At 61.6% G+C, this 23,331-nt stretch carries 25 protein-coding genes; 13 read left to right on the forward strand and 12 right to left on the reverse strand.

What is annotated here, in order from left to right; translation table 11 throughout:
• Window positions 1-283 precede the first annotated feature (283 nt).
• The 4 genes from ACZ445_RS05085 to ACZ445_RS05100 all read left to right on the forward strand — a co-directional run bounded on the left by ACZ445_RS05085 (window position 284) and on the right by ACZ445_RS05100 (window position 4,453).
• Window positions 284-1,315, forward strand: coding sequence for an amino acid ABC transporter substrate-binding protein (locus ACZ445_RS05085; protein WP_058422899.1), 1,032 nt, complete (start codon window positions 284-286; stop codon window positions 1,313-1,315).
• Window positions 1,316-1,387: 72 nt separating this feature from the next.
• A complete protein-coding gene (locus ACZ445_RS05090) occupies window positions 1,388-2,569 on the forward strand; it encodes an amino acid ABC transporter permease (protein WP_058422898.1) in 1,182 nt (393 codons plus the stop codon).
• Window positions 2,570-2,579: 10 nt separating this feature from the next.
• Window positions 2,580-3,677, forward strand: a complete 1,098-nt coding sequence (locus tag ACZ445_RS05095) for an amino acid ABC transporter permease (RefSeq protein ID WP_058422897.1) — start codon at window positions 2,580-2,582, stop codon at window positions 3,675-3,677.
• A gap of 11 nt (window positions 3,678-3,688) precedes the next feature.
• The gene (locus tag ACZ445_RS05100) at window positions 3,689-4,453 is read left to right on the forward strand and encodes an amino acid ABC transporter ATP-binding protein (protein ID WP_003171943.1); all 765 of its coding nucleotides are present in this window, start codon (window positions 3,689-3,691) and stop codon (window positions 4,451-4,453) included.
• A 50-nt stretch (window positions 4,454-4,503) separates the two neighbouring features.
• Here ACZ445_RS05100 and ACZ445_RS05105 read toward each other — a convergent pair whose 3' ends face one another.
• Together ACZ445_RS05105 and ACZ445_RS05110 are read right to left on the reverse strand one after the other, a co-directional pair.
• Complete coding sequence (locus ACZ445_RS05105) at window positions 4,504-4,998, reverse strand: type II toxin-antitoxin system MqsA family antitoxin (RefSeq protein ID WP_058422896.1); 495 nt, start codon at window positions 4,996-4,998, stop codon at window positions 4,504-4,506.
• Window positions 4,995-5,306 (reverse strand): type II toxin-antitoxin system MqsR family toxin, encoded by a 312-nt coding sequence (locus ACZ445_RS05110; protein WP_179028686.1) that lies wholly within the window; start codon window positions 5,304-5,306, stop codon window positions 4,995-4,997. Before ACZ445_RS05110 ends, ACZ445_RS05105 begins: the two co-directional genes overlap by 4 nt.
• Window positions 5,307-5,464: 158 nt before the next feature.
• Between ACZ445_RS05110 and ACZ445_RS05115 the strand changes: the two genes are divergently transcribed.
• On the forward strand, window positions 5,465-6,124 hold the full coding sequence (locus ACZ445_RS05115; RefSeq protein WP_464704836.1) for a FadR/GntR family transcriptional regulator: 660 nt from the start codon (window positions 5,465-5,467) through the stop codon (window positions 6,122-6,124).
• The gene (locus ACZ445_RS05120) at window positions 6,114-7,397 is read left to right on the forward strand and encodes a CynX/NimT family MFS transporter (RefSeq protein ID WP_464708034.1); all 1,284 of its coding nucleotides are present in this window, start codon (window positions 6,114-6,116) and stop codon (window positions 7,395-7,397) included. The genes ACZ445_RS05115 and ACZ445_RS05120 overlap by 11 nt, the downstream gene beginning before the upstream one ends.
• A 23-nt stretch (window positions 7,398-7,420) precedes the next feature.
• On the opposite strand, the gene ACZ445_RS05125 is transcribed toward ACZ445_RS05120, so the two are convergent.
• The 9 genes from ACZ445_RS05125 to ACZ445_RS05165 form a co-directional block, all read right to left on the reverse strand.
• Window positions 7,421-8,071, reverse strand: a complete 651-nt coding sequence (locus tag ACZ445_RS05125; protein ID WP_464708035.1) for a DUF1120 domain-containing protein — start codon at window positions 8,069-8,071, stop codon at window positions 7,421-7,423.
• Between the two features lie 10 nt (window positions 8,072-8,081).
• Window positions 8,082-8,702 carry a DUF1120 domain-containing protein gene (locus ACZ445_RS05130; protein WP_058422891.1) on the reverse strand — a complete coding sequence of 207 codons (621 nt, stop codon included), beginning with the start codon at window positions 8,700-8,702 and terminating at the stop codon, window positions 8,082-8,084.
• Window positions 8,703-8,712: 10 nt separating this feature from the next.
• Entirely contained in the window at window positions 8,713-9,840 is a 1,128-nt protein-coding gene (locus tag ACZ445_RS05135; protein ID WP_179028685.1) for a DUF1120 domain-containing protein, read from the reverse strand.
• A gap of 11 nt (window positions 9,841-9,851) precedes the next feature.
• The gene (locus ACZ445_RS05140; protein WP_464693924.1) at window positions 9,852-12,314 is read right to left on the reverse strand and encodes a fimbria/pilus outer membrane usher protein; all 2,463 of its coding nucleotides are present in this window, start codon (window positions 12,312-12,314) and stop codon (window positions 9,852-9,854) included.
• Window positions 12,315-12,395: 81 nt separating this feature from the next.
• Entirely contained in the window at window positions 12,396-13,133 is a 738-nt protein-coding gene (locus ACZ445_RS05145; protein WP_464708036.1) for a fimbria/pilus chaperone family protein, read from the reverse strand.
• Between the two features lie 2 nt (window positions 13,134-13,135).
• Entirely contained in the window at window positions 13,136-13,765 is a 630-nt protein-coding gene (locus tag ACZ445_RS05150; protein WP_179028682.1) for a DUF1120 domain-containing protein, read from the reverse strand.
• Between the two features lie 87 nt (window positions 13,766-13,852).
• On the reverse strand, window positions 13,853-14,476 hold the full coding sequence (locus ACZ445_RS05155; RefSeq protein ID WP_058422888.1) for a DUF1120 domain-containing protein: 624 nt from the start codon (window positions 14,474-14,476) through the stop codon (window positions 13,853-13,855).
• A 34-nt stretch (window positions 14,477-14,510) separates the two neighbouring features.
• A complete protein-coding gene (locus ACZ445_RS05160) occupies window positions 14,511-15,134 on the reverse strand; it encodes a DUF1120 domain-containing protein (RefSeq protein ID WP_058422887.1) in 624 nt (207 codons plus the stop codon).
• Window positions 15,135-15,169: 35 nt separating this feature from the next.
• Window positions 15,170-15,796 carry a DUF1120 domain-containing protein gene (locus tag ACZ445_RS05165; RefSeq protein ID WP_464708038.1) on the reverse strand — a complete coding sequence of 209 codons (627 nt, stop codon included), beginning with the start codon at window positions 15,794-15,796 and terminating at the stop codon, window positions 15,170-15,172.
• Between the two features lie 449 nt (window positions 15,797-16,245).
• Here ACZ445_RS05165 and ACZ445_RS05170 point away from each other — a divergent pair, with 449 nt between their 5' ends.
• A complete protein-coding gene (locus ACZ445_RS05170) occupies window positions 16,246-17,064 on the forward strand; it encodes an Hpt domain-containing response regulator (RefSeq protein ID WP_179028680.1) in 819 nt (272 codons plus the stop codon).
• A 196-nt stretch (window positions 17,065-17,260) separates the two neighbouring features.
• On the forward strand, window positions 17,261-17,893 hold the full coding sequence (locus ACZ445_RS05175) for a response regulator (protein ID WP_058422884.1): 633 nt from the start codon (window positions 17,261-17,263) through the stop codon (window positions 17,891-17,893).
• A gap of 204 nt (window positions 17,894-18,097) precedes the next feature.
• Here ACZ445_RS05175 and ACZ445_RS05180 read toward each other — a convergent pair whose 3' ends face one another.
• Window positions 18,098-18,292: a hypothetical protein gene (locus tag ACZ445_RS05180; protein WP_235594934.1), complete on the reverse strand. Its 195-nt coding sequence runs from the start codon at window positions 18,290-18,292 to the stop codon at window positions 18,098-18,100.
• Between ACZ445_RS05180 and ACZ445_RS05185 the strand changes: the two genes are divergently transcribed.
• The 5 genes from ACZ445_RS05185 to ACZ445_RS05205 all read left to right on the forward strand — a co-directional run bounded on the left by ACZ445_RS05185 (window position 18,267) and on the right by ACZ445_RS05205 (window position 23,173).
• Window positions 18,267-18,758 carry a DUF1120 domain-containing protein gene (locus tag ACZ445_RS05185; protein ID WP_235594933.1) on the forward strand — a complete coding sequence of 164 codons (492 nt, stop codon included), beginning with the start codon at window positions 18,267-18,269 and terminating at the stop codon, window positions 18,756-18,758. The two genes, ACZ445_RS05180 and ACZ445_RS05185, sit on opposite strands and share 26 nt — an antisense overlap.
• A gap of 96 nt (window positions 18,759-18,854) precedes the next feature.
• Window positions 18,855-19,325 carry a nuclear transport factor 2 family protein gene (locus ACZ445_RS05190; RefSeq protein WP_179028679.1) on the forward strand — a complete coding sequence of 157 codons (471 nt, stop codon included), beginning with the start codon at window positions 18,855-18,857 and terminating at the stop codon, window positions 19,323-19,325.
• Window positions 19,326-19,362: 37 nt separating this feature from the next.
• On the forward strand, window positions 19,363-19,635 hold the full coding sequence (locus ACZ445_RS05195; RefSeq protein WP_248486359.1) for a GIY-YIG nuclease family protein: 273 nt from the start codon (window positions 19,363-19,365) through the stop codon (window positions 19,633-19,635).
• A 75-nt stretch (window positions 19,636-19,710) separates the two neighbouring features.
• On the forward strand, window positions 19,711-20,646 hold the full coding sequence (locus ACZ445_RS05200) for a glutathione S-transferase family protein (protein WP_310863487.1): 936 nt from the start codon (window positions 19,711-19,713) through the stop codon (window positions 20,644-20,646).
• Window positions 20,647-20,755: 109 nt separating this feature from the next.
• The gene (locus ACZ445_RS05205) at window positions 20,756-23,173 is read left to right on the forward strand and encodes a TonB-dependent siderophore receptor (RefSeq protein WP_464708039.1); all 2,418 of its coding nucleotides are present in this window, start codon (window positions 20,756-20,758) and stop codon (window positions 23,171-23,173) included.
• Window positions 23,174-23,331: the final 158 nt, after the last annotated feature.

Raw genomic sequence — 23,331 nt, forward strand, 5'->3', positions numbered from 1 at the left:
TCTGTTAAGAAGATGTCGCACGGTTGAATCTTTTTCTATTGACCATGGGCTGAAACGACTCAGCCATCACTCTGGTACGGGGCTTGCTATGTGTTGAACGATGTCAGCGCTATCCCGGGACGGTAACACTATCAGTGACTGCCGCTTGTGGGATAGCAACTGGAATTACCGCGACAACTTCATGCCGCTTGACCCTAAAAAAAGCCAACACGGGTCGATATCGCCTCATAAGGGTGCGCTGAGGTTCGAGCTCCGACACAACAAGAGCAAACTGGAGGTTTGAATGAAGGTATTGAAATCCACCCTGGCCATCGTGACTGCGGCGGCTGTATTGGGTGTCAGTGGTTTCGCCCAAGCGGGTGCCACGCTGGACGCCGTGCAGAAGAAAGGCTTTGTGCAGTGTGGCGTGAGTGACGGCCTGCCGGGTTTCTCGGTACCGGATGCCAGCGGCAAGATCCTCGGGATCGATGCTGACGTTTGCCGTGCTGTGGCTGCTGCTGTTTTCGGCGACGCGACCAAGGTCAAATTCAGCCAGTTGAATGCCAAGGAGCGTTTCACCGCGCTTCAATCCGGCGAAGTCGATATTCTGTCCCGTAACACCACCATGACCAGCTCCCGCGACGCCGGCATGGGCCTGAAATTCCCTGGCTTCATCACCTACTACGACGGCATCGGCTTCCTGGTAAACAACAAGCTGGGCGTGAAAAGTGCCAAGGAACTGGACGGTGCAACCATCTGCATCCAGGCCGGTACCACCACCGAGCTGAACGTTTCCGACTACTTCCGCGGCAACGGCCTGAAATACACCCCGATCACCTTCGATACCTCTGACGAAAGCGCCAAGTCGCTGGAATCCGGGCGTTGCGACGTACTGACCTCCGACAAGTCCCAGCTGTTCGCCCAGCGCAGCAAGCTGGCCTCGCCGAAGGACTACGTGGTGCTGCCGGAAACCATTTCCAAGGAACCACTGGGCCCGGTCGTGCGTAATGGCGACGACGAGTGGCTGGCCATCGTGCGCTGGGTTGGCTACGCCATGCTCAATGCTGAAGAAGCCGGCATCACCTCTAAAAACGTCGAAGCTGAAGCCAAGTCCACCAAGAACCCGGACGTCGCGCGTCTGCTCGGTGCCGACGGCGAATACGGCAAAGACCTGAAAGTGAAGAAAGACTGGGTGGTACAGATCGTCAAGCAAGTCGGTAACTACGGTGAAGTGTTCGAGCGCAACCTGGGCAAGAGTACCCCGCTGGAAATCGACCGTGGCCTGAACGCGCTGTGGAACGCCGGCGGCATTCAATACGCACCACCTGTGCGCTGATCGCTGATGGTTCTGTCACCCGGTGGGCCAACCGCCGGGTGATGTTCTGTTCCATTATTTCCGGGGCACTTCATGCAAAATCAAATCGGCGCACCCAAGCAGAAGCTCAGCTTCAGCGACCCTAAAGTGCGTGCGTGGCTCTTCCAGATCATCACGATAGTGGCGGTGGTCTCGCTGGGCTGGTACCTCTTCAACAATACCCAGACCAACCTTCAGCACCGAGGCATTACCTCGGGTTTCGACTTTCTTGAACGCAGTGCCGGCTTCGGCATCGCGCAGCATTTGATCGACTACACCGAATCGGACAGCTATGCCCGAGTCTTCGTGATCGGTTTGCTCAACACCTTGCTGGTCACGTTTATCGGCGTGATCCTGGCGACCTTGCTGGGGTTCATCATTGGCGTGGCGCGGCTGTCACCGAACTGGATGATCAACAAACTGGCGACCGTGTATGTGGAAGTGTTCCGCAATATTCCGCCGCTGTTGCAAATCCTGTTCTGGTACTTCGCGGTTTTCCTGACCATGCCGGGGCCGCGTAACAGCCATAACTTTGGCGACACCTTCTTTGTCAGCAGCCGTGGCCTGAACATGCCGGCAGCGATTGCCGCTGACGGGTTCTGGCCGTTTGTGGTCAGCATCGTCGTCGCCATCGTGGCAATCGTGCTGATGGCGCGTTGGGCCAACAAGCGTTTTGAAGCCACCGGCGTACCGTTCCACAAGTTCTGGGCGGGCCTGGCGCTGTTCATCGTGATCCCGGCGTTGTGCGCCTTGATCTTCGGTGCACCGCTGCATTGGGAAATGCCCAAGTTGCAGGGTTTCAACTTTGTTGGTGGCTGGGTACTCATCCCCGAACTGCTGGCACTTACCCTGGCGCTGACCGTGTACACCGCGGCGTTTATTGCCGAGATCGTGCGCTCGGGCATCAAGTCCGTCAGCCACGGCCAGACCGAAGCCGCGCGCTCCCTGGGCCTGCGCCCCGGGCCGACGCTGCGCAAGGTCATCATCCCGCAGGCGCTGCGGGTGATCATCCCGCCGCTGACCAGCCAATACCTGAACCTGGCGAAAAACTCGTCCCTGGCCGCCGGTATCGGTTACCCGGAAATGGTCTCGCTGTTTGCCGGCACGGTGCTCAACCAGACCGGCCAGGCCATCGAAGTCATTGCCATCACCATGAGCGTGTACCTGGCGATCAGCATCAGCATTTCCCTGCTGATGAACTGGTACAACAAGCGCATTGCGCTGATCGAGCGGTGAGGAAACCAGCATGACTACGCATACATTCAAACCGGATATGCCACCGCCGAACAAAGTGTTCGGGCCGATGGCATGGATGCGCGCCAACCTGTTTTCCAGCTGGCTCAACACCCTGCTGACCCTGTTGGCGTTTTACCTGATCTACCTGGTGGTACCGCCGATCCTGCATTGGGCGATCCTGGATGCCAACTGGGTTGGCACCACGCGGGCCGATTGCACCAAGGAGGGCGCCTGCTGGGTGTTTATCCAACAGCGCTTCGGGCAGTTCATGTACGGCTACTACCCTGGCGACCTGCGCTGGCGCGTAGACCTGACCGTGTGGCTGGCCATCGTTGGTGTGGCACCGCTGTTCATCTCGCGTTTCCAACGCAAGGCGATCTATGGCCTGAGCTTTTTGGTGCTGTACCCGATCATTGCCTACTTCCTGCTGCACGGCGGCATCTTTGGCCTGACCAACGTGGCGACCAGCCAATGGGGCGGCCTGATGCTGACCCTGGTGATCGCCACTGTCGGCATCGCCGGCGCCTTGCCGCTGGGCATCATGCTGGCACTGGGGCGGCGCTCGAACATGCCGGCGATTCGAGTGGTCTGCGTGACCTTCATCGAATTCTGGCGCGGCGTGCCGTTGATCACCGTGTTGTTCATGTCCTCGGTGATGCTGCCGTTGTTCCTGCCCGAAGGCATGGGCATCGACAAGCTGCTGCGGGCGTTGATCGGCGTGATCCTGTTCCAGTCGGCCTACGTGGCCGAGGTGGTGCGTGGTGGCTTGCAGGCGATTCCCAAAGGTCAGTACGAAGCCGCCGCAGCGATGGGCCTGGGTTACTGGCGCAGCATGGGCCTGGTGATTCTGCCGCAAGCCCTGAAGCTGGTGATTCCCGGCATCGTCAACACGTTCATCGCGCTGTTCAAGGACACGAGCCTTGTGATCATCATCGGCCTGTTCGACCTGCTCAACAGCGTCAAGCAAGCCGCCGCCGATCCTAAATGGTTGGGCATGGCCACCGAAGGCTACGTGTTTGCGGCCCTGGTGTTCTGGATTTTCTGTTTTGGTATGTCGCGCTATTCCATTCATTTGGAACACAAGCTCGACACAGGCCACAAGCGTTAGGAGTTGATGTTATGAGCGAAGCGATCAAACAGCCTGTGAGCCCTGAAGGCATTATCCAGATGCAGGGCGTCAACAAGTGGTACGGCCAGTTCCACGTGTTGAAAGACATCAACCTCAACGTCAAGCAGGGCGAGCGTATCGTGCTGTGCGGCCCGTCGGGTTCGGGCAAGTCCACCACCATCCGCTGCCTGAACCGCCTGGAAGAGCACCAGCAGGGCCGCATCGTGGTCGATGGCGTGGAGCTGACCAACGACCTCAAGCAGATCGAAGCGATCCGCCGTGAAGTCGGCATGGTGTTCCAGCACTTCAACCTGTTCCCACACCTCACCATCCTGCAGAACTGCACGCTGGCGCCGATGTGGGTGCGCAAGATGCCCAAGCGCAAGGCCGAGGAAATTGCCATGCACTACCTGGAGCGCGTGCGCATCCCGGAGCAGGCTCACAAGTTTCCGGGGCAACTGTCCGGCGGCCAGCAGCAGCGCGTGGCCATCGCCCGTGCACTGTGCATGAAACCGAAGATCATGCTGTTCGACGAGCCGACTTCGGCGCTCGATCCGGAAATGGTCAAGGAAGTACTCGACACCATGATCGGTCTGGCCGAAGACGGCATGACCATGCTGTGCGTGACCCACGAAATGGGCTTTGCGCGCACCGTGGCCAACCGGGTGATCTTCATGGACAAGGGCGAGATCGTGGAACAGGCGGCGCCGAATGACTTCTTCGACAACCCGCAGAATGATCGGACCAAGTTGTTCCTGAGCCAGATCTTGCATTGATCGATGCTTGAAACGATAAACCCGGCCTGGCGCCGGGTTTATTTTTGGGGCTAGGACGCTTTGAGCGTTTCAGCGTTATCGTGTTTGATGTAGGTGAACGCGCCGCGCATGTCTGCACCCTCGGCCAGGGTTTTTGCGTCAGCCAGCAAATGCGGGTGACGATCCAGCAAGCGCATCAGTAATACCAGGGGTTTGGGGGCAAGCAGTTCGCCGCGTTCGTAGCGTGAAAATGCGTTGTGGCCGCCTCCCGACAGCAGGTCGACGGCCTCTTTTTGCGTAAGATGCAACTTGCGTCGGATGCGTTTTATCTCGGTGCCGATCATTTGCCGGACGGCAACGACAAGTTCATCACCCGCTTCTCCATAACGTTCGGCGCTATCCGTATCCGGGTCCCAAAAGCCGTCTGCGCATACGTGACATTCCCAGCCAGAGAGATTATCCACCCGACGCTCCATGCCTTTGACACGAATGGTTTCACTGCGGCCCTCAAAATAGTGCAGTGCATCAGGTGCGCCGCAGATGTAGCACAACTCGGGTTCTTTCATTGGTTGTTCTCCTTGAAGGAGATTACTGGTGGCCTGCCGTCTGCGCGGTAAGTCACTTTGATGTAAATCTCCCTTCCTTTCGAGTGGATGTGGTACACGTCCTGCCAGATTCGATGGTCTCCATAAGTGGTCATCGATTTGTACAACATCCAGTTTTGTAACTCATAAATGACTTCCTGCATTTGCTCGATGCTGAGGCACAGTTCCCAGCCGCACTTTTGTGCGGACTGGGTAAAGGCTTTTCTCCCAAGCCGCTTCACATCCGCCTTTATCACCGCCAAATCGTAATGAGGTGTGTACTTTTCCATAAGACACCTGAGTCCATAATTACCCTCAGAGGGTAATTTTACCAATCGAAAATACTGCTCCTTTACCTGCCTAAGAACCGTAGTGCGTTGCCTTTGTAGGCAAGTCCGAATAGGCTGTAGGAAGATTCATCCTATGATTGGACGAAAGCGCTGAGCCCATGACAGACATTGCCCCTTTGATCAAACGCTCCCTGGTCGACCAGGCCCTGGAGCAGTTGCGCCTGCGCATTACCGAAGGCCGGTGGGCCATCGGTGAACGCCTGCCCACCGAGCCCGAGCTGTCTGCCGAGCTGGGTATCAGCCGCAATACCGTGCGCGAGGCCATGCGTGTATTGGCGTTCTCCGGCTTGATTGAAATCCGCCAGGGCGACGGCAGTTACCTGCGCTCGATGACCGACCCGCTGGGCGCGATGCGGGCGTTGTCCCACTGCACCCTGGAGCAGGCGCAGGAGACGCGGCAGATTCTTGAAGTGGAGGCCATTGGGTTGGCGGCAATGCGCCGTACCGAGCAAGACCTCATCACCTTGCGCGAGGCCCTCGACACCAGTGCCGAGTTGTATCACGGCGACCTCGAGGCATATATCAGCGCTGACCTGGTGTTCCACAAACACTTGGTGGACGCCGCGCACAACCCGGCACTCAGCGAGCTGTACCAGTATTTTTCGCGCATCGTTGCCGCCCAGTTGCGCCAGACCCTGAACATTTCACCCCGTCGCCAAGCGGTGTTCGACCTGCACACCGCCTTGCTCGACGCCGTGGAACAGCAAAACCCGGAACGCGCCAAATCCCTCTGCCGGCAGTTGATCAATGAGCCTTGAAGCCCAGCGTAAAACCGAATTCGAAGAACTGTTGATCGACGCCGAAGCCGACGACGAGGTGGTGCAGCACACGCCACCGCCGGTGAGCCGCCCATGGCTGTTGCTGCTGGGCCTGGTCCTGGTGGCACTGAACCTGCGCCCGGCACTGTCGAGCATGGCGCCGTTGCTGGCCGACGTCTCTGCCAGCCTGGGGCTGTCGGCAGCCAGGGCCGGTTTGCTGACCACGTTGCCGGTGTTGTGCCTGGGCCTGTTCGCGCCGACCGCGCCGCTGCTGGCACGTCGCTTTGGCGCCGAACGGGTGGTGCTGGGCATCCTATTGACCCTGGCTGCCGGCATCATCCTGCGCAGCTCATTCGGCGAAGCCGGGTTGTTCGCCGGCAGCCTGGTTGCCGGGGCGAGCATCGGCATCATAGGTGTACTGCTGCCGGGGATCGTCAAGCGTGATTTTCCCCGGCAGGCGGGCACCATGACTGGCGTCTACACCATGGCCCTGTGCCTGGGAGCGGCGCTGGCAGCCGGCGCGTCGGTGCCCCTGAGCCACGCCTTCGGTGACAGCTGGAGCCTCGGCCTGGGGTTCTGGGTGTTGCCGGCATTGGTGGCGGCGCTGTTTTGGTTGCCGCAAGTGGGGCACAAGCACGGTGCCCATCAGGTGGCTTATCGCGTGAAGGGCTTGCTGCGCGATCGGCTGGCCTGGCGGGTGACGTTGTACATGGGCTTGCAGTCGTCCTTGGCATATATCGTGTTTGGCTGGTTGCCATCGATCCTGATCGGCCGCGGCCTGAGCGCCACTGAAGCCGGGCTGGCGCTCTCGGGTTCGATCATCGTGCAGTTGCTCAGCTCGTTGGCGGCCCCGTGGTTGGCGACCCGGGGCAAGGATCAACGGTTGGCCATCGTGGTGGTGATGCTGCTGACCCTCGGCGGTCTGTTTGGTTGCCTGTACGCGCCGCTCGACGGCCTGTGGGGTTGGGCGATTCTGCTGGGCCTGGGGCAGGGCGGCACCTTCAGCCTGGCGCTGACCTTGATCGTGTTGCGCTCGCGCGATTCCCACGTGGCCGCCAACCTGTCGAGCATGGCGCAAGGCTTTGGCTACACACTGGCGTCCATGGGGCCATTGGCGGTGGGTGTGCTGCATGACTGGACCGGCGGCTGGGGCGCCACGGGCTGGGTATTCGCTGTGATCGGCCTGGGGGCCATCATCACAGGCCTCGGCGCCGGCCGAGCACGCTATGTGAGCGTGCTCAGCGAGCGGGTTGATCCTCGGGCCGAAAAGTAGCGGACGGTCAGCCTCACAACGACCTACAGGTACACCACTTCCAGCGTCGCGGAGCCATCCATCGGCGTCTCTACACTCAGGTCAAGGTTCTGCTTGGCGTTGATCACGGCTTCCAGGGTCAGGGTGCTGGTCAGGTTCTGGATTGCCGAAGGGCCGGCGGTGCTGCCGGCCACGTCAGTGAAGCCCAGCAGGCTTCTGGAGCCGATGTCGATGGGGTTGCTGTTGGATGTACGCCACGCCACGCCGTTCGTGATGGACTCGGTGCCGTAAGTCACCGGCAAGGCATCGGCCACCGTTTGCTTGGGGTCGAATTTCACCGAGTACACGCCAATCTTGTTGCCTGCGCTGTCCAGGCCCAGGCCGTAGTAAATCTCGCTGTTGACGTGGGCCGACCCATCGCGGTTGTCGCGCATGCGCAGGGCATAGCGGCCCGGTGCGTTGCAACTGACGGTCAAGGTCAGTGATTTGAGCGGCAACCGGGTGCCTGTGGCCTGGTTGAGGTCCTGCTGGGAGATCTTGCCGAAGTCGATCAATCCGCCGCCGGATAACGCTGGGGTGCAGGCCATGGGGGTGATCAGGCCACCCACGGTCAGTTCCACCGTGGACGCGGCCTGGGCGGTTGAAATACTGGCCAGCCAGGCAAGGGCGGCCACGCGAATCAGTGAGGCGTTCATGGTTCAGCTCCTATAAGTACTTGATGGTCAGGGTCACCGAGCCTTCGAAGGGCACTTCTTCGCTCAGTGGCAGGGTGTTGGCAGGGGCGAGGGCTGGCACGATCTGCAGTTGGGCGGTCAGTTGTTGCACAGGTGCCGGAGTCACCGAGGTGTCTTGGGCGAATGCGGTCAGGAACTGGTGCGACAGAATGTCGGTCCGGGACCAGGAGGAGGATTCTGTCGAGCCGATCGGCGTCATCGCGACACCATCGGCCAGCACCGCCTCAAGGGTCAGCAGCAGGTAGCCGAGCTTGGCGTTATTACCGGCCTGCCCCAGGCCGAATGTGTTGGGAGAGTCGTGGTAACTGGAACCGAGGCGATTGTCCCTGGGCTGCAGGGCCAATAGCGTCCTGGCTTCACAGGTGATTGCCAGTTGCAGGCTGGAGGTGGGCAGTGGGGTGGGGCGATCGATGTTCAGGTCCTTGGCTGCAATCTTGCCCAAGTCATACACGCCGCCATCGGACAGACTGGGTGCGCAGGCGCTGGGCGTGATGCGGCCGCTGACGTTCAGCTCGACGGTTGAGGCGGCCTGGGCCTGCAGCGTGTGGGCCAGCCACACGCAGGCGGCCAGTCGGATCAATATCGTGTTCATGGTTGAGTTCCTATAAGTAGTGAATTTCGAGGGTGCCCGAGCCGTCGAGGCGAACCTCATTGCCCAGGTCCAGCGACTCCAGAGGGGCGACTGTCGCCTCCAGGCTCAGCGTGGCATTGAGGTGCTGAATGGCACTGGGCCCACCGGTACTGCCCGATGTGCTGCTGAAGCCCAGGTAACGACCGGCCCCCACCGCCGTGATACGCGCGCTGGCGCTGCTCCAGGGCAGGCCGCCGGTACTGGAGTCGGTGCTGAAGACCTGGGCGAAGTTGTCGGCGGTGATCAGGGCCGGGTCGAACAGCAGGCGGTAGCGCCCGATTTTCTGCTGGCCAGCGTCCAGGCCCAGTCCGTAAGTGGTTTCATCACCGGCACCGGTTGCAGAACCCTGGCGGTTGTCCTGCATGCGTACGGCGAAGGCTGTCGGGGCATCGCAAGTCACGCTCAGGGACAACGCGCGTGGCGCCAGGGGCGTGTCCTTGTGGTTGGACAGGTCGCTGACCGACAACTTGCCCAGTTCCACATGGCCGCCGTTGGACAGGCTGGGTGTGCACGCCGCCGGTGCAAAACGTGCCTGCCAACGCAGTTCCCGCGAACGGTTGGTGGCGAGGGCCTCGAACAACCCCGCGGTGTCCCAGTTGACCGCGTCGCGTACCCGGACGGCGTCTTCACGGGCCCAGGCACTGGCCTCCAGTTGCAGTGACAGGTTACGCCCGGTTACCGCCACGCCACTGCGCATCGGCACCACGCCGTGGTCGGGCTGCCAGGTCAGCCGAGTGCTGACTGCGGAAGGCGCTTGCCCCGGCCCCGTGATCAAACCAAGTTCGACCGCCTGGCCGTCCAGCATCGCATCACTCACTTGCAGGCCGTAACTACCGAGCTCGGTAAAGCGGAACCGCCCGGGTCCCGCAGCCAGCCCGCGATAAAACACACTCATGTCGGTGGGCTGCGCGCAGTTCAAGGTGAGGCTCAGCCGTCGCTCCCCCAGCAATCGCTCGGGCGCGGGCACCAAGGCCACGGCGCGGTTCATCAAGCCAAAATCCAACTGCGTCTGGCTGAGGTTGAGCTGGCATTCTTCGGCGGCCAGGGCGTGGGTGCTGAGTAGCACGCCCAGGACGTACAAGGCAGGGTTCAGGCCCATGGTCAAAGTCCTCATGGCTGATGGCACCGGGCCGGTGCGGTTTCGTAATACACCTCAGGGTCGGCGTCTTGCGCCAGTTCGTAGCTCAGGCGGCAACGCGCCTGACCTGGGCTCTTGATCCAGAGCGGGCGCGGATCGAGCACGTCCGGCAGGAACACTTGGCTGCCTTCCTGCACCAGGGTGACGAACTCTCCGTCGGCGGTGCTGACAGTCGCGCCGCGTGGCAACGGCTGGCCGTTGTCGGTGGTCACGTTCAACAGTGCGCGTCGGGTGAGGGTCACGCCGAATTGCACCTTGTCCACCGCGCCGCGTCCGGCGGAAATCACTGACAGGCCGTTCTGGATGTCGGCATTGCGCGGCAGGGAGCGTGTCTGCACTTCCACCGGGCTGCGCCCATAGGCACTGAGCTGCGGCACCACGGCCTGGCCTTGCCAGTCGGTCCACACCGGGCCGCTTGGGGTGCTCACCTTGATCCCGGCCATCTCGCCCACCGACATCACGGCAAAGGTGTCGCGTACCGGGTAGGGCGAGAAGGTGACGCCGTCGCCATGCAGCACCACGCCACCGCGGGCACCGCCCTGGTAGCTGGTGCGCTCGTCGTTGCTGCGGGTGTAGTTGAAGTCCAGTTGGCTGTACCACGGCAGGGCTGACACGCCGATCGACGACTCCACTTCGCGGTCGCGACTGTCATGCTCCACGCCCACGCGATAACCCAATTGGTCGTTGAGCTGCTCGTTCACCCCCACGCCGAGGCGATGCTCGCCGCCGGCCTTGCGCGCCCAGGCGCGGGCCCGGCGGTTTTCACCCAGCGGCAGGCTGATGTTCAGGTAAACGCTGTCATCGTTTTGCTGGCGGCCGCCCACCTGCCACTCGGCACTGGCGGACACCGACACCCGGCCAAAACTGGTGCCCCAGGACGCCAGCGCGCGGCTGCTGCTTTCACCGTTGTAGGCCGCAGTGCGCGACACCCCGGCACTGAACGCTCCCAGCGCCGGATGCGCCCAGGATGCGGTGAAACTCTGCTGGTCGCGATAGCGCGAGCGCTGTTGGTCGCGGCTGTTGCCGACGAAGGTTGAGTCCTCGAGGTCGCGATAGCCCTGGGAGCGCCATGAGCCGGCAGTGGTCATCGACCAGTTCTCACTGAAACGCTGGGACCAGGACACGTCCGTCTGGACGCCCCGTTCACGCCCCTCGTGGCTGGCCTGGGCGGTTTGCGCCGAGAACTGCAATTGGCTGTCCTGCCAGGGCAGCCATCCCAGGCTGATGCCCGCCGAGTGATAGTCATCGGCGACCAATGCGCCGCCACCCAGGCTGACTTGCGGGTGTAGCGCACCGCTCCAGCCTGCGCTGACCACCCAGGGCTCGGTGCCGTCACTGTCGCCAATCTGCCGCACGCGCCCCGCCGCCACGGAATAACCCGGCGCCGGCAAGCCCAGGCCGAGCATGGCTGCGGGCACCGTGAAGCGGCGCTCTTCGCCGGTGGTTTCCTTGATTGTGACTTCCACGTCGGAGCGGCTGTTCAAGCGGCGCACATCCGTCAGCGCAAATGGCCCGGCGGGGACCACCGTGGAGTGAATCAGCGCGCCGTTCTGGCGGACTTCCACCTGGGCTGGGTTGTTGGCGATGCCGGTGATGGTGGCGCCCTGGTTCTGGTCTTGCAGGGCGGTTTCGGTCAGCACTTGGGCGCCGGTGATTTGAGTGCCGGCCAACACCGGGTTGTAGAGGCTGATCTGTCCAGCCTGCAACACCGCCTGTTGCTCGGCGAAGGTGCGCTGGGCGTAGGCGTCCAGGTGCGTGGTGCGTGAGCGGCTGTCTTGCCACGTCTTGACCTGGCGGCTACGCACGATCCAATCGCCGGCGTTGAAGCCGACTTCAGTGTTGGCTGAACCGAAGCGGCTGGTGTCGTCACCAAACTCGTTATACAGGCCCGTGAGGTCATAGTTGAGCAGGCCGGCAAAACCACCGGTCTGATAGCCGGAGATATCCTGCTGCACAGGGCGCAGCGCGTCGGTCGGTACCACCAGTGCCAGGTTCAGGCTGGCGGGGTCTTGCTCGATGACGGTTTGCGGATAACGCTCGATGAAACCATGGCAGCCTGGGTATTCGGTGTCATCGGGCACTGTCAGGTTGCCTGCATCCAGCAGCGCCTGGTTGAAACAGAGCCCGCCCTGGCGATCGAACTCCACGTCCACCCGGCCCCGATGCTGGCCATTGACGCTCAGGTTGACGGCATGGCGCCCCGAGGCAAAACGGGGCGCTTGCAGAAGCAGGTTGGCGAGTTCCGGGTCGATACCGCGGTGTGACAGGGTCTGGGGGTCGAAGGCGCCTGCCATCAGGTTTTCACTTGCCAGCGCTGTCCCGGACGGCACTGCGCCGCCCAGGGCCAGTGCCAGCCCCGCCAATAGGTTATGCACGCGTGGTGGTGAAACGGCGCGCACGGTTTGGCCGTCGCGATCAGTCAATGCTGTGCTCACAAGGTCGTTCTCAGTTGTTGGGAGCCTGCTGACTCTGCGGTGCAGTCAGGCCCTTCGGTGGCGTTAGCAGGCCACTCTTTTTTATAGGGTGATCGGTGCTTCGTAGGGCGCCACGGCAAAGCCGTACACGGTAGCCGGTTGCAGCTGCACACGGCTTGCACCGCTGCCGCTGGCGGTTACCCGCAGGGTTTCACCGGGCAGCACGTAGGTTCTGGGCAACAGGGCCGAACCGTCGCCGGGCAACAGGCGCAGTTCCTGAGCCAGGCGCACCACATAAGGCGTGGGGTTGCTGACGCTCAATTGATTGTTCTGCAAGCGCCACTCCAGTCCGGTCCAGGGCGTACGGTTGGTGGCCAGGCCCTTGGGGTGCAGGATCACCGGCAGGTTCTGGCGCACCGTCACGCCGACCCGTGCGTGCCCGGCCTGGGCTGGCGAGCGTCCTTGCGGCATGCCCTCGAAAATCACCCGTTTGAGGCGTTGGGTCTTCAGCGGCTCGGGCAATTGCAGGATGAACCGGATCAATTGGCTCTTGGACGGCTCGACCCTGGCCAACGGCGGCGTGACGAACAGCAGGGTGGCCTTGTCTTCGGGGATGTCTTCCAGGGTGACGTGCAGCAGGGCGAGCCGCGAGTCGGTGTTGGTCACTGACACCGACGCTTCGCCGTCGGCTTCGTTGACGATGACCACCGAAGTATCGGGCACCATACCGTCGGCCAGCACCCATGTGGGGGCGCCGAATGTCAGGGCCAGCGCACCGAGGTAGAGACCGGCGTAGCGGATCGCCGTGAAGGCTCGGGTTGAAAAGGGCAGAGGGGACATGGCTACAAATACCTCAGGTCAAGCACGATGGAACCGTCCAGGGGTACTTCCTGCTTGAGGGTTAAATAGGCGGCCGCATTGATCGATGTGTTGACTTGCAAGGTGGCCGTGATCTGGCGGTGGGGTTCCGGCACCAACGTGCCGGGGTGGGCGAACCCCATGTAATTGTTCGGGTAGGCGTTGGTTTCCGGGAACCAGGTCTGTCCCTGGTTGCTGGAGGCCAGCACCAGTACGCGCTCGCCGTCGCCCATCACGTCGCGAAAGGCAATGGCCACGGTGCCGAGTCGTTCGGTGGGCGCGTGGACGTTGTGGCCCAGGCCGTAGTAGAAACCAGGGCCCAGGGATGAGTCGGCGCGGTTGTCCAAACCCACCAATACAAACAGCACCGAATCGTTGCAGCTCACGTTCAGGTCCAGGGCCTGGGTGGGCAAGACACTGAACTCGAATTGGTTGAGCGTGTGTGCCGGCACCCTGCCGTGGTCGACGATGCCGTTGGCCGATAACGTCGGTGTGCACGCGCTGGGCGTGATCAGCCCGGTCACATTCAGTTCGGTGCTGGATGCCGCCAGTGCAGCGGAGCCGCCACTCAGCAGGCAAAACAGGGCAAGAAGGCGTGAAGAGGTGTGCTTCATGGGGGAGGTTCACCGGTTGCCTGGTTCATCGTTTCAACAGGGCAGCGGCAGGTGCGATGACCTGCCGCTGTGCGTTTCAAAGTGGGCTTACAGGTAGCGCACCGTGACGGTCACCGAGCCGTCGATGGCCACCTCGTTGGTCAGCGTCAACTGGCTGGCCGGAGCGATTTTCGGGCTGACGGTCAGGTCCGAGGTCAGCACCTGCACCGGGATGGGCGCGTCGACGGCGGTGTCGGCCACCGAGATCAGGTTGTCGGGCGTCAAGTTGCGCGCAACGACCCAGGTGACACCGCCGTCGACTGAGGTGATCGGCCGGCCCGCCACGCCATCGGCAACCGGCGTGTTCAGGCTGAGGGTCATGGCGCCGAGCTTTTGCGTGCCGTTGATCAGGCCCAGGCCGAACTCCGTGATGTCGTCGCCGTAGTTCGAGCCGGGTCGGTTGTCGTCGGCGTCCAGGGCCATGAGGGTGGCCGCATCGCAGGTGACCGTCAGTTGCACGGTCTGCTCGGTGAGCGGAGTGACCTGGTCGACATTCAAGTCTTTGGCGGAAATCTTGCCGTAGTCCACCGACCCACTGTTGGACAGGGCGGGTGTGCACGCGCTGGGCGTGATCATGCCCTTGACGGTCAGGTCGACGCTGGAGGCGGCGAAGGCGCTGGTGCTGCCGATCAGCAGGGTGGCAGCGAGCAGAGTGTTGAGGGATACATTCATGGTCAGTCTCCAAAAAAAGAAGGTAAAAAAAGGGTTACCAGTACTTGAGCTGCAATGTTGCGTGCCCATCGATGGGCAACTCGTCGAGCAGGGTCAGGCCGCTGGCGGGGGCGATGATGGTGAAGGCGCGCAGGCGCGCACTGAGTTCGGTGATGGCAATGGGGGTGTAGGGCGCTCCCGCTGCCGAAAAGGCGGTCAATGCCGCGTGCCCCAGGTAGGAAGACGGTCCCCAGCTTGCACCGCCGTCACGGGACATGATGGTCTGCACCGGCACCGTGTCGGCCACCGGCTCGAACAGCCCGAGTGCGACGCTGCCCAACTTCTGGTCATCGTTGACCATCCCCAACCCGTGGAACACCGGGTTGATCGCTGACGTGCCGCTGCGGTTATCCACCGTGGTGAGCGTGAAGTGGGTGGCGCCTTCGCACTGCACCTGCAACCGCATCTCGCCCGGTTGCAGGCGGGTGGGCAGGTCGATGTCCAGGTCCCGGCCGGTCAACTTGCCATGATCGACGACACCGTCATTGGACAGGCTTGGGGTGCATGAGCTGGGCGTAATGGTGCCCTTGACGCTCAGGTCGGTATTGCTGGCCGCGAAGGTTGCGGGGGCGCAGGCGGCCAGCAGGAGGGCAAGTGTGGCGCAGGTTCTTCTGTCCATCGGCACGGGTCCTTGTGTGAAGAGAAAAGAGGGAATTACAGGTAGCGCATTTCCAGGGTGGCCGAGCCGTTGAGTAGATACTCCTCGGTCAGGGTCAGGCCGCGGGTGGCGGCGATGTAGCCGTAGATGAGCAGGTTGCTGGTCAAGTTGCGGATCGGAACCGGTGCCCAGGCCCCGCCTGAGTCATCGCCGAAACCGGCAAGTCGGCCACGCATCCACAGCGCGTTTGGCGAGCTCTGGATCCAGGTGACACCGTTGTCTCGTGAGGAGAGGGTGGAGATCGGCAGACCTTCGGCGGTGGAGCTGTTCAGCCCCAAGTGGTAAGCCCCTATGGATCGGGTCCGATTGATAACCCCCAGGCCGAAGGAGGTATCGCCGCCGCCTTCACTGTTCTCCACGGCGTGGAATGCATACAACGTCGCGGCGTCGCATTCCACGCTCAGTTGCAGGTTGGCGGTCGGCAAGACCGTGGCGCTTTCCACGTAGAGGTCGGCGAAAGCAATCTTGCCGTAGTCGACAACCCCGCCTGAGCTGAGGGTAGGCGTGCAAGCGTTTGGGGTGATCACACCCGTGACGTTCAGGTCGGTACTGCTGGCGGCCAGCGCAGGGGTGGCAGCGGCCATCAGTAAGGTGGTGAGAAGCAGGGAATGTGGGACTTTCATTTGAACAACATATTCCTGAGCAAAGTGTTGGCACGAAGGGCAGTGGGTGGCTCGGGTGAGGCGCTGGCGTCGAGGGTTGGATTGGTTTTATGGGCGACGACGCGCCTTCTGGTTGTGTTGAGCCGGGACGCATTTAACGCCCGTTCCCGACGGAGGCGGAATGCAACAATTACGATAGTGATGCCGTCGGATGAACCTCTGCAGCGTCGATGGAAACGGCTCATGCGCTTGTAAGAAAAATTGCTTAGTCGTAGTTGTTGTATCGCCCTATTACATCCATTCGGATATTTTTCGCGCTCTCTTAATCCGCACAGTCTGTTTTTTGAACAGGTCTGAATGTAGTTGCGCGAAAAGTTCGAGTGAAATCGTCCGGCAGGTCATCAACCTTTCAGGCGTCTCCCTGCGCCAGGTGCACGCCTGGTGAGCTGATCGCTCCGCATGAGGTTGTTATGCCGGGCAGTGATCCACGTCGTCATCCACGCAAGGCCTCGCACTCGACTGCCGCGCCCTCTCATTGGCAGCAAGCCAGAGTCCTGGTGGCCGACGACCATGCCACCTACCGGTTGCTGGTGGGGTCGTTGCTCCAGGTGCTGGGTGTCGGCCACGAAACCTGCAGCGACGGGCGCATGGCGTTGCAGGCCTTGGCTGCGCGTCACTTTGATCTGGTCATCAGCGATTGCCGAATGCCGGTCATGGATGGTTATGCCATGACGCGCGAATTACGCCGACGTGAACGGGCTGCGGGCAGACCGTGTGTTCCCGTCATCGCCATGACCGGTCGCCTGGGCCGGGAAGAGATTCGCCGTTGCCTGGATTGCGGCATGGATGGGTGGCTGGTCAAACCGGTCAGCCTGAGGCAGTTGCGCGAGTTGCTCACCGAATGGTTGGCGCCAAGGCCGTTGCATGCGCAGCAGCGCAAGCAGGCGCTACCGCGTCGACGCGAAGCGTTGCCTTCGCGTGCCCGCCTGATTGCGACCTTTGGTTCCTGGGCAGTGGTGGAGGCGATGTTGGCGAGCCTGGTGCTCGAGGCCCGGGACGACCTGGCAGTGCTGGAGCAGGCGCGCATCAGCGGGGACGCCCTGTTGACCTCGCAACGCTTGCATCGCCTGGCGGGCAGCGTGGCGTTTCTGGGGGCAACGCGATTGGAGCAGCACGCCGCCGTGTTGATTGACCGCGTGCAGGCCAGCGGGGTGGAGTTGAATCGGCGGGCACTCGAGCGGTTTCATCGTGACGTCGAATGTTACCTGCAGCGTTTGCATCAACTCTGAATCCAGGGATTTGTAAGAGTTTTCATGTATGAGGCGTAGGAATAGTCTGTATGTAATTTCTTTTTATTGTGTGGGCTAAGTGTTGCTCTCCAGTAACTAGGGGGAGTAGGAAAAACCGTCCAGTTATTTCAGGTTGTTGCATAGGGCTGGGCGAGCTATTTTGCATGTATTCAAATTGCCATCATGGGTAACGACGATGATTCGCATAATTATTGCTGACGATCACCCCATCGTCCGTATTGGGCAAAAAGTGGTAATCGAAGCCAGTGGTAAGTGCAAAGTCGTAGGGGAGGCCAATGGTCCGGATGAATTGCTGGCGCTGGTGAACAGTACCGCTTGCGACGCCATCGTGACCGACTTTGCCATGCCGGGCGATCAACAGGCGGATGGCTACGGACTGCTGGGTTTGTTGAACCGGCAATACCCGAGGTTGCCGGTGATCCTGGTGACCATGTTCGCCAATGTGGTCACGTTGCGCGAGGCATTCGCCCATGGCGCGCGGGCGATCGTGGCCAAGAGCGCCTCTGCCAGGGAGCTGCCCCTGGCGCTGCGGGCGGTGGTCGAGGGGCGTACTTTTGTCAGTGAGTGCCTGCGCCTGCAGATGGAGCAGACCGAACTGGCGCATCCGTCCCAGCCACAATTGTCTGGCAAAGAGCGAGAGGTGGTGAGAATGCTCGCCAGCGGCATGACCGTCAGCCAGATCGCCGCACGGGTCAACCGCAGCATCTCGACCATCAGTAAGCAAAAGAGCACGGCCATGCAGCGGCTATGCATTTCCACCGATGTGGATCTTTTCACCTATGCGCGGCAAAGCGGTATGGTGCCTTAGTTGTTATGCAGCGCGAGAAAGTTGCAGTCTTATTGCGCGGTTCAAGAGCGCGATTCGTATTACTTGTATGGGGCAATAGTGTGGGGCGGGTTAGTGTGTGCCTATGTACCCGGCAGCGATAAGTCGGCGGCATAACTACCTATATCCCACACTGAGTCAGGCAGAGGCGGGCGTCTTGTTATCCGACAAGGCGAGCGTTTTTGTTTAGTCTTGAATACGAGCACTTGAATTGATGAAACAATCACTTTCCCTTGTTACCAGCGCGTTTTTATTGATGGGCGCGTCGAACTTGTTTGCGGCCTCCAGCATTGACCTGAGCGTCGTGGGTGTCTTGACGCCTTCCGCCTGCACGCCTGCTTTGTCCGGCGGCGGTATGGTGGACCACGGCAAGATTTCCATGAGCGATCTTTCTTACGATGCTTACCTGCCTCTGGCTACGTTGGCGTTGAGTGTCAACTGTGAGGCGTCGACGTTGATGGCGGTCAAGTCCACCGACAATCGCTCCGGCAGTGCCTGGTATGAGTACGATACAGAGTCGGCATTTGGCTTGGGCTTTCACGGCGAGAATTGGCGGTTGGGCGGGTATCGGCTACTTGTGAAGAACGTCCAGGTGGATGGCGCCCCGGCCCCTTCGATTGAGTCCGTGGACGGGAAACTCTGGTTCCCTGCCACTGAAGATCAAGCCTGGCAACCACGCTGGATGCGGTCGGTCGGGGCCGTTGGTGAAGCGGACGCGATACCGGTGCCGGTCCAGAACCTGGCGATGGACCTGACGATCCAGACTCGGGTCCGGAAACCACGGGGCGCCATCACCGAAGAAGTCCCGCTGGATGGCAGCGCCACCCTGGATATCGTCTACCTCTGACGCACCCTCGCTTATCCACCGGGTGAATGAGCATGGTGTTTCCGGGCGCCGCGGATTATCGTGCTGGCCTTATGCCGATAACTGCGGAGCCTGCCCATGAGTGATGCCCACAACGCCTTGATCACCGAGTTCTACAGCGCGTTCCAGCGCCTGGACGCTGAAGCCATGTCGGCCTGCTACACCGACGATGTGGTCTTCAGCGACCCGGCCTTCGGCGAACTGCGCGGCCGGGATGCCGGTGACATGTGGCGCATGCTCACCACCCGCGCCAAGGATTTCTCCCTGACCTTCGACAATGTGCGCAGCGACGACCGTAGCGGTGGCGCTCACTGGGTGGCGACTTACCTGTTCAGCGCCACCGGCAACACGGTGGTCAACGATATCCAGGCGCGCTTTGTGTTTCGCGACGGCAAGATCTGTGAACACCACGATCACTTCGACCTGTGGCGCTGGTCGCGCCAGGCCCTGGGCACCAAGGGGTTGTTGCTGGGGTGGACGCCGCTGGTGAAAAACGCCGTGCGCGCCCAGGCACGCAAAGGCTTGAAGGCATTCCAGGCCAGTCGTTGATAAGCTTGGCAATTCCTATGCCTTGCCGAATCGATCCGTGAATACGCCTGACCCCAAACCCTGGTTCGTCTACCTGGTGCGCGCCGCCAATGGCGCGCTGTATTGCGGCATCAGCAATGACCCGGTGCGCCGGTTCGCCTCGCACCAGAGCGGCAAGGGTGCACGGTTTTTCCTGTCCAGCCCGGCGGTGGCGCTGGTGTATACCGAGCAATGCGCAAGCAAGGGCGAGGCCCTGCGCCAGGAACGCTTGATCAAGAAGTTGAAGAAGAGTGCCAAGGAGTGTCTGGCGGCAAGTGGCTCATTGATTTGACTGATGGGTTCCCATCATGCCCGCGCCAGGGTTTGCAGGCTAAGCTAGCGATTCACTTCTCTAGCGGAGCCTGGCATGTCTGAGTTGATCCTCCACCACTACCCGCAGTCCCCCTTCGCTGAAAAAGCCCGGCTGTTGCTGGGCTTCAAGGGGTTGTCCTGGCGCTCGGTGCATATTTCGCCGGTGATGCCCAAGCCAGACCTCACCGCTCTGACCGGCGGCTATCGCAAGACCCCCGTGCTGCAAATCGGTGCCGATATCTACTGCGACACCGCGCTGATCGCCCGGCGTTTGGAGCAGGAAAAAGCCGCGCCGGCACTGTTTCCCCAGGGCCTGGAACTGGTTACCCAAGGCTTCGCCGCCTGGGCCGATTCGGTGGTGTTTTCCCATGCGGTGGCGCTGGTGTTCCAGCCCGAATCCCTGGCGGTCAAGTTCGCCAAGGTGCCGCCGGAAATGCTCCAGGTGCTGGTGGCGGATCGCAGCAAGCTGTTTAGCGGTGGCACGGCGACTCGGGTGCAATTGGATGTAGCCAAGCATCAATGGCCGGCGATTGTCGGTCGCATCGACCAGCAACTGCAGCACCAGGCCGGGGATTTCCTGTTCGGCGAGCCATCGATTGCCGACTTTTCCCTGGCCCATCCGCTGTGGTTCCTCAAAGGCTCTTCAGTGACGTCGCCTTTGGTAGACGCCTATCCCGCCGTTGCCGCCTGGTTGGATCGTGTGCTGGGTTTCGGCCACGGTACATCCGCTCAGATGAGTGCCGAGCAAGCCCTGGACGTGTCGCGCAATGCGACACCGGCTGCTTTGCCCGAAGAACTGTTTGAAGACTTGAACGGCTTCAAGGCAGGCCAGCAGGTGACCGTCTCCGCCACTGACTACGGCACCGACCCGGTCGCCGGCGAATTGCTGTTTGCCGGGCGTGAAGAGCTGATCCTGCGCCGCACCGATGAGCGCGCGGGCACCGTGCATGTGCATTTCCCGCGCATCGGTTTTCGCATCCAGGCGCAGTAGGGAAAAATATTTGCAAATAAAAGTGAGGTAAATCCACCGCCCAACCGTGTAGTGCTTGAAACTGCGATCTATTCGCATTAACAGCGTTTTCTACACGGGTTCTCACAGCATGAAGTCAGCGGCGGGCGGTTGGGTTAAACAGTGGTTGGGAGCCTCGGTATTGGCGGTATCGGGGCTGGCGGTGCTGCCCTTGAGCATTGCGCAGGCGCAGGAGCAACAAAGTGCCCAGTTCACCTTTGCCCTGGCAGCCAAGCCGCTGCCCCAGGCCCTGAGCGATTTCAGCCGGGTCACCGGGATCAGTGTGATCTACACCGACGAAGCGCCGTACGGCATCAAGGCCCCGGCGGTCAGCGGCCAGATGAGCGCCACCCAGGCCCTGCAACGCCTGCTGGGCAGTTCCGGCCTGACCTTCCGCCAGATCGACGCCCGCACCCTGGCCCTTGAGCCGGCGCCTACCGAAGGCGCGGTCAACCTTGGCGCCACCACCATCAGCGGTGCCAACCAGGCCCAGGACAGCACCAGCTACCAGCCACCGCCCACCAGCTCAGTGATGCGCTCCCATGGCCTGCTGCTGGAAACCCCGCAGACTGTCAACGTGGTGCCGGCCCAGGTGTTGCGCGACCAGACCCCGCGCAACCTGGATGACGCCCTGGGCAATATCAGCGGCATTACCCAGGCCAATACCCTCGCCAGCACCCAGGACGCGGTGATGCTGCGTGGCTTTGGCGACAACCGTAACGGCTCGATCATGCGCGACGGTATGCCCATCGTGCAGGGCCGCGCGCTGAACGCCACGGCGGAGCGGGTCGAAGTACTCAAGGGCCCCGCGTCGTTGCTGTACGGCATCCAGGACCCGGGCGGCGTGGTTAACATCGTCAGTAAAAAGCCGGAGCTGGTCCAGTCCACCGCCCTGACCGTACGCGGCTCTACCTTCGGCGACGGCAAGAACGGCAGCGGCGGCAGCCTCGACACCACCGGCCCGATTGGCGACAGCGGCCTGGCCTATCGGCTGATCGTCGATCATGAAGATGAGGATTACTGGCGCAACTTCGGCACCCACCGCGAGAGCTTGATCGCGCCGTCGCTGGCCTGGTATGGCGACAGCACCAAACTGCTGTTCGCCTACGAGCACCGCGAATTCCTCACCCCGTTTGACCGTGGCACCGCCATCGACAAGTCCAACCACCCGCTGGACATCCCGGCCACACGTCGTTTGGATGAACCGTTCAACAACATGGAAGGCCGTTCCGACCTGTATCGCTTCGAAGCCGACCACGACCTGAACGACGACTGGAAAGCCCATTTCGGCTACAGCTGGAACCGCGAAACCTACGACGCCAGCCAGGTCCGCGTCAGTGCGGTGGGTAACAATGGCGCCCTGACCCGCAGGATGGACGGCACCAAAGGTGCGATCACCACTGACCGCTTTACCACCGCGAGCCTTGAAGGCAAGGTCAATGTGTTCGGCCTGCAGAACGATCTGGTGTTTGGCCTGGATGATGAGTACCGCAAGATCTACCGGGCTGACCTGATTCGCCAGAACTCCCGTGGCACCTTCAACTACAACAACCCGGTGTATGGCAACGAAGTGGCGGGCACTACCGTCAGCCCCGCCGACAGCGCCCAGACCGACCTGCTGCGCAGCGACTCGCTGTTCTTCCAGGATGCGATTCACCTCAACGATCAATGGATTTTTGTCGCCGGTGCGCGCTACCAGATGTATGACCAATACGCCGGCAAGGGCATCCCGTTCAAGGCCAACACCAACGGCAACGGCCAGGCCTGGGTGCCGCGTGCGGGGCTGGTGTACCGCTACACCGATGAGTTGTCGTTCTACGGCAGCTACACCGAATCGTTCAAGCCCAACTCCACCATCGCCGCCTTGGCCGATGGCAGCACGCTGACTGGCGACCTGACGCCCGAGAAATCCAAGTCCTGGGAGCTGGGCGCCAAGCTCGACATCCCTGGGCGTATCACCGCCAGTGCTGCGTTATTCAACATCGACAAACGCAATGTGCTGGTATCGTCGGAAGTGGCTGGAAGCACCATCTATAGCCTGGCTGGCCAGGTGCGCTCCCGTGGCCTGGAACTGGACGCCACCGGGCAACTGACCGACAAGTGGAGCGTGATCGGCAGCTATGCCTACACCGACGCGCAAGACACCAAGGACAAGGACCCGACCCTGGAAGGCAACCGCCTGCAGAACGTGCCCAAGCACACCGGTTCGCTGTCGGTGGCCTATGACTTCGGCAACGTGTTCGGGGGCGATCAGTTGCGGGTAGGGACCGGCGCGCGGTATGTCGGCGAGCGTGCAGGCGATGCCGCCAACGATTTCACCCTGCCGGGGTACACCGTGGCGGATGCGTTTGCCACGTATGACACCAGGATTGACGGGCAGAAGGTCAAGTTCCAGCTCAACGTGAAGAACCTGTTCGACCGCGTCTACTACACCTCGGCGGCCAGCCGGTTGTTTGTGTCCATGGGGGATGCGCGTCAGGTGTCGGTGTCGAGCACCCTGGAGTTCTGACACGCCTATCGTGTAGCGAGCGGGCTTGCCCCGCGTTGGGCCGCGCAGCGGCCCCAAACCTGATCGGTGAGAAATAACTGGTATAGCGCGGTGTTCTGATGGGGGCTGCTGCGCAACCCAACGCAGGGCAAGCCTGCTCGCCACAGGGGGAGGGAGCT

This window comes from Pseudomonas allii, from assembly GCF_055380095.1.

What these genes read in the sequence shown, in the direction of transcription:
- ACZ445_RS05085 (WP_058422899.1), top strand. Translation starts at nt 284, where the DNA reads ATGAAGGTATTGAAATCCACCCTGGCCATCGTGACTGCGGCGGCTGTA.
- ACZ445_RS05090 (WP_058422898.1), top strand. Translation starts at nt 1,388, where the DNA reads ATGCAAAATCAAATCGGCGCACCCAAGCAGAAGCTCAGCTTCAGCGAC.
- ACZ445_RS05095 (WP_058422897.1), top strand. Translation starts at nt 2,580, where the DNA reads ATGACTACGCATACATTCAAACCGGATATGCCACCGCCGAACAAAGTG.
- ACZ445_RS05100 (WP_003171943.1), top strand. Translation starts at nt 3,689, where the DNA reads ATGAGCGAAGCGATCAAACAGCCTGTGAGCCCTGAAGGCATTATCCAG.
- ACZ445_RS05105 (WP_058422896.1), bottom strand. Translation starts at nt 4,998, where the DNA reads ATGAAAGAACCCGAGTTGTGCTACATCTGCGGCGCACCTGATGCACTG.
- ACZ445_RS05110 (WP_179028686.1), bottom strand. Translation starts at nt 5,306, where the DNA reads ATGGAAAAGTACACACCTCATTACGATTTGGCGGTGATAAAGGCGGAT.
- ACZ445_RS05115 (WP_464704836.1), top strand. Translation starts at nt 5,465, where the DNA reads ATGACAGACATTGCCCCTTTGATCAAACGCTCCCTGGTCGACCAGGCC.
- ACZ445_RS05120 (WP_464708034.1), top strand. Translation starts at nt 6,114, where the DNA reads ATGAGCCTTGAAGCCCAGCGTAAAACCGAATTCGAAGAACTGTTGATC.
- ACZ445_RS05125 (WP_464708035.1), bottom strand. Translation starts at nt 8,071, where the DNA reads ATGAACGCCTCACTGATTCGCGTGGCCGCCCTTGCCTGGCTGGCCAGT.
- ACZ445_RS05130 (WP_058422891.1), bottom strand. Translation starts at nt 8,702, where the DNA reads ATGAACACGATATTGATCCGACTGGCCGCCTGCGTGTGGCTGGCCCAC.
- ACZ445_RS05135 (WP_179028685.1), bottom strand. Translation starts at nt 9,840, where the DNA reads ATGGGCCTGAACCCTGCCTTGTACGTCCTGGGCGTGCTACTCAGCACC.
- ACZ445_RS05145 (WP_464708036.1), bottom strand. Translation starts at nt 13,133, where the DNA reads ATGTCCCCTCTGCCCTTTTCAACCCGAGCCTTCACGGCGATCCGCTAC.
- ACZ445_RS05150 (WP_179028682.1), bottom strand. Translation starts at nt 13,765, where the DNA reads ATGAAGCACACCTCTTCACGCCTTCTTGCCCTGTTTTGCCTGCTGAGT.
- ACZ445_RS05155 (WP_058422888.1), bottom strand. Translation starts at nt 14,476, where the DNA reads ATGAATGTATCCCTCAACACTCTGCTCGCTGCCACCCTGCTGATCGGC.
- ACZ445_RS05160 (WP_058422887.1), bottom strand. Translation starts at nt 15,134, where the DNA reads ATGGACAGAAGAACCTGCGCCACACTTGCCCTCCTGCTGGCCGCCTGC.
- ACZ445_RS05165 (WP_464708038.1), bottom strand. Translation starts at nt 15,796, where the DNA reads ATGAAAGTCCCACATTCCCTGCTTCTCACCACCTTACTGATGGCCGCT.
- ACZ445_RS05170 (WP_179028680.1), top strand. Translation starts at nt 16,246, where the DNA reads ATGCCGGGCAGTGATCCACGTCGTCATCCACGCAAGGCCTCGCACTCG.
- ACZ445_RS05175 (WP_058422884.1), top strand. Translation starts at nt 17,261, where the DNA reads ATGATTCGCATAATTATTGCTGACGATCACCCCATCGTCCGTATTGGG.
- ACZ445_RS05185 (WP_235594933.1), top strand. Translation starts at nt 18,267, where the DNA reads ATGGTGGACCACGGCAAGATTTCCATGAGCGATCTTTCTTACGATGCT.
- ACZ445_RS05180 (WP_235594934.1), bottom strand. Translation starts at nt 18,292, where the DNA reads ATGGAAATCTTGCCGTGGTCCACCATACCGCCGCCGGACAAAGCAGGC.
- ACZ445_RS05190 (WP_179028679.1), top strand. Translation starts at nt 18,855, where the DNA reads ATGAGTGATGCCCACAACGCCTTGATCACCGAGTTCTACAGCGCGTTC.
- ACZ445_RS05200 (WP_310863487.1), top strand. Translation starts at nt 19,711, where the DNA reads ATGTCTGAGTTGATCCTCCACCACTACCCGCAGTCCCCCTTCGCTGAA.
- ACZ445_RS05205 (WP_464708039.1), top strand. Translation starts at nt 20,756, where the DNA reads ATGAAGTCAGCGGCGGGCGGTTGGGTTAAACAGTGGTTGGGAGCCTCG.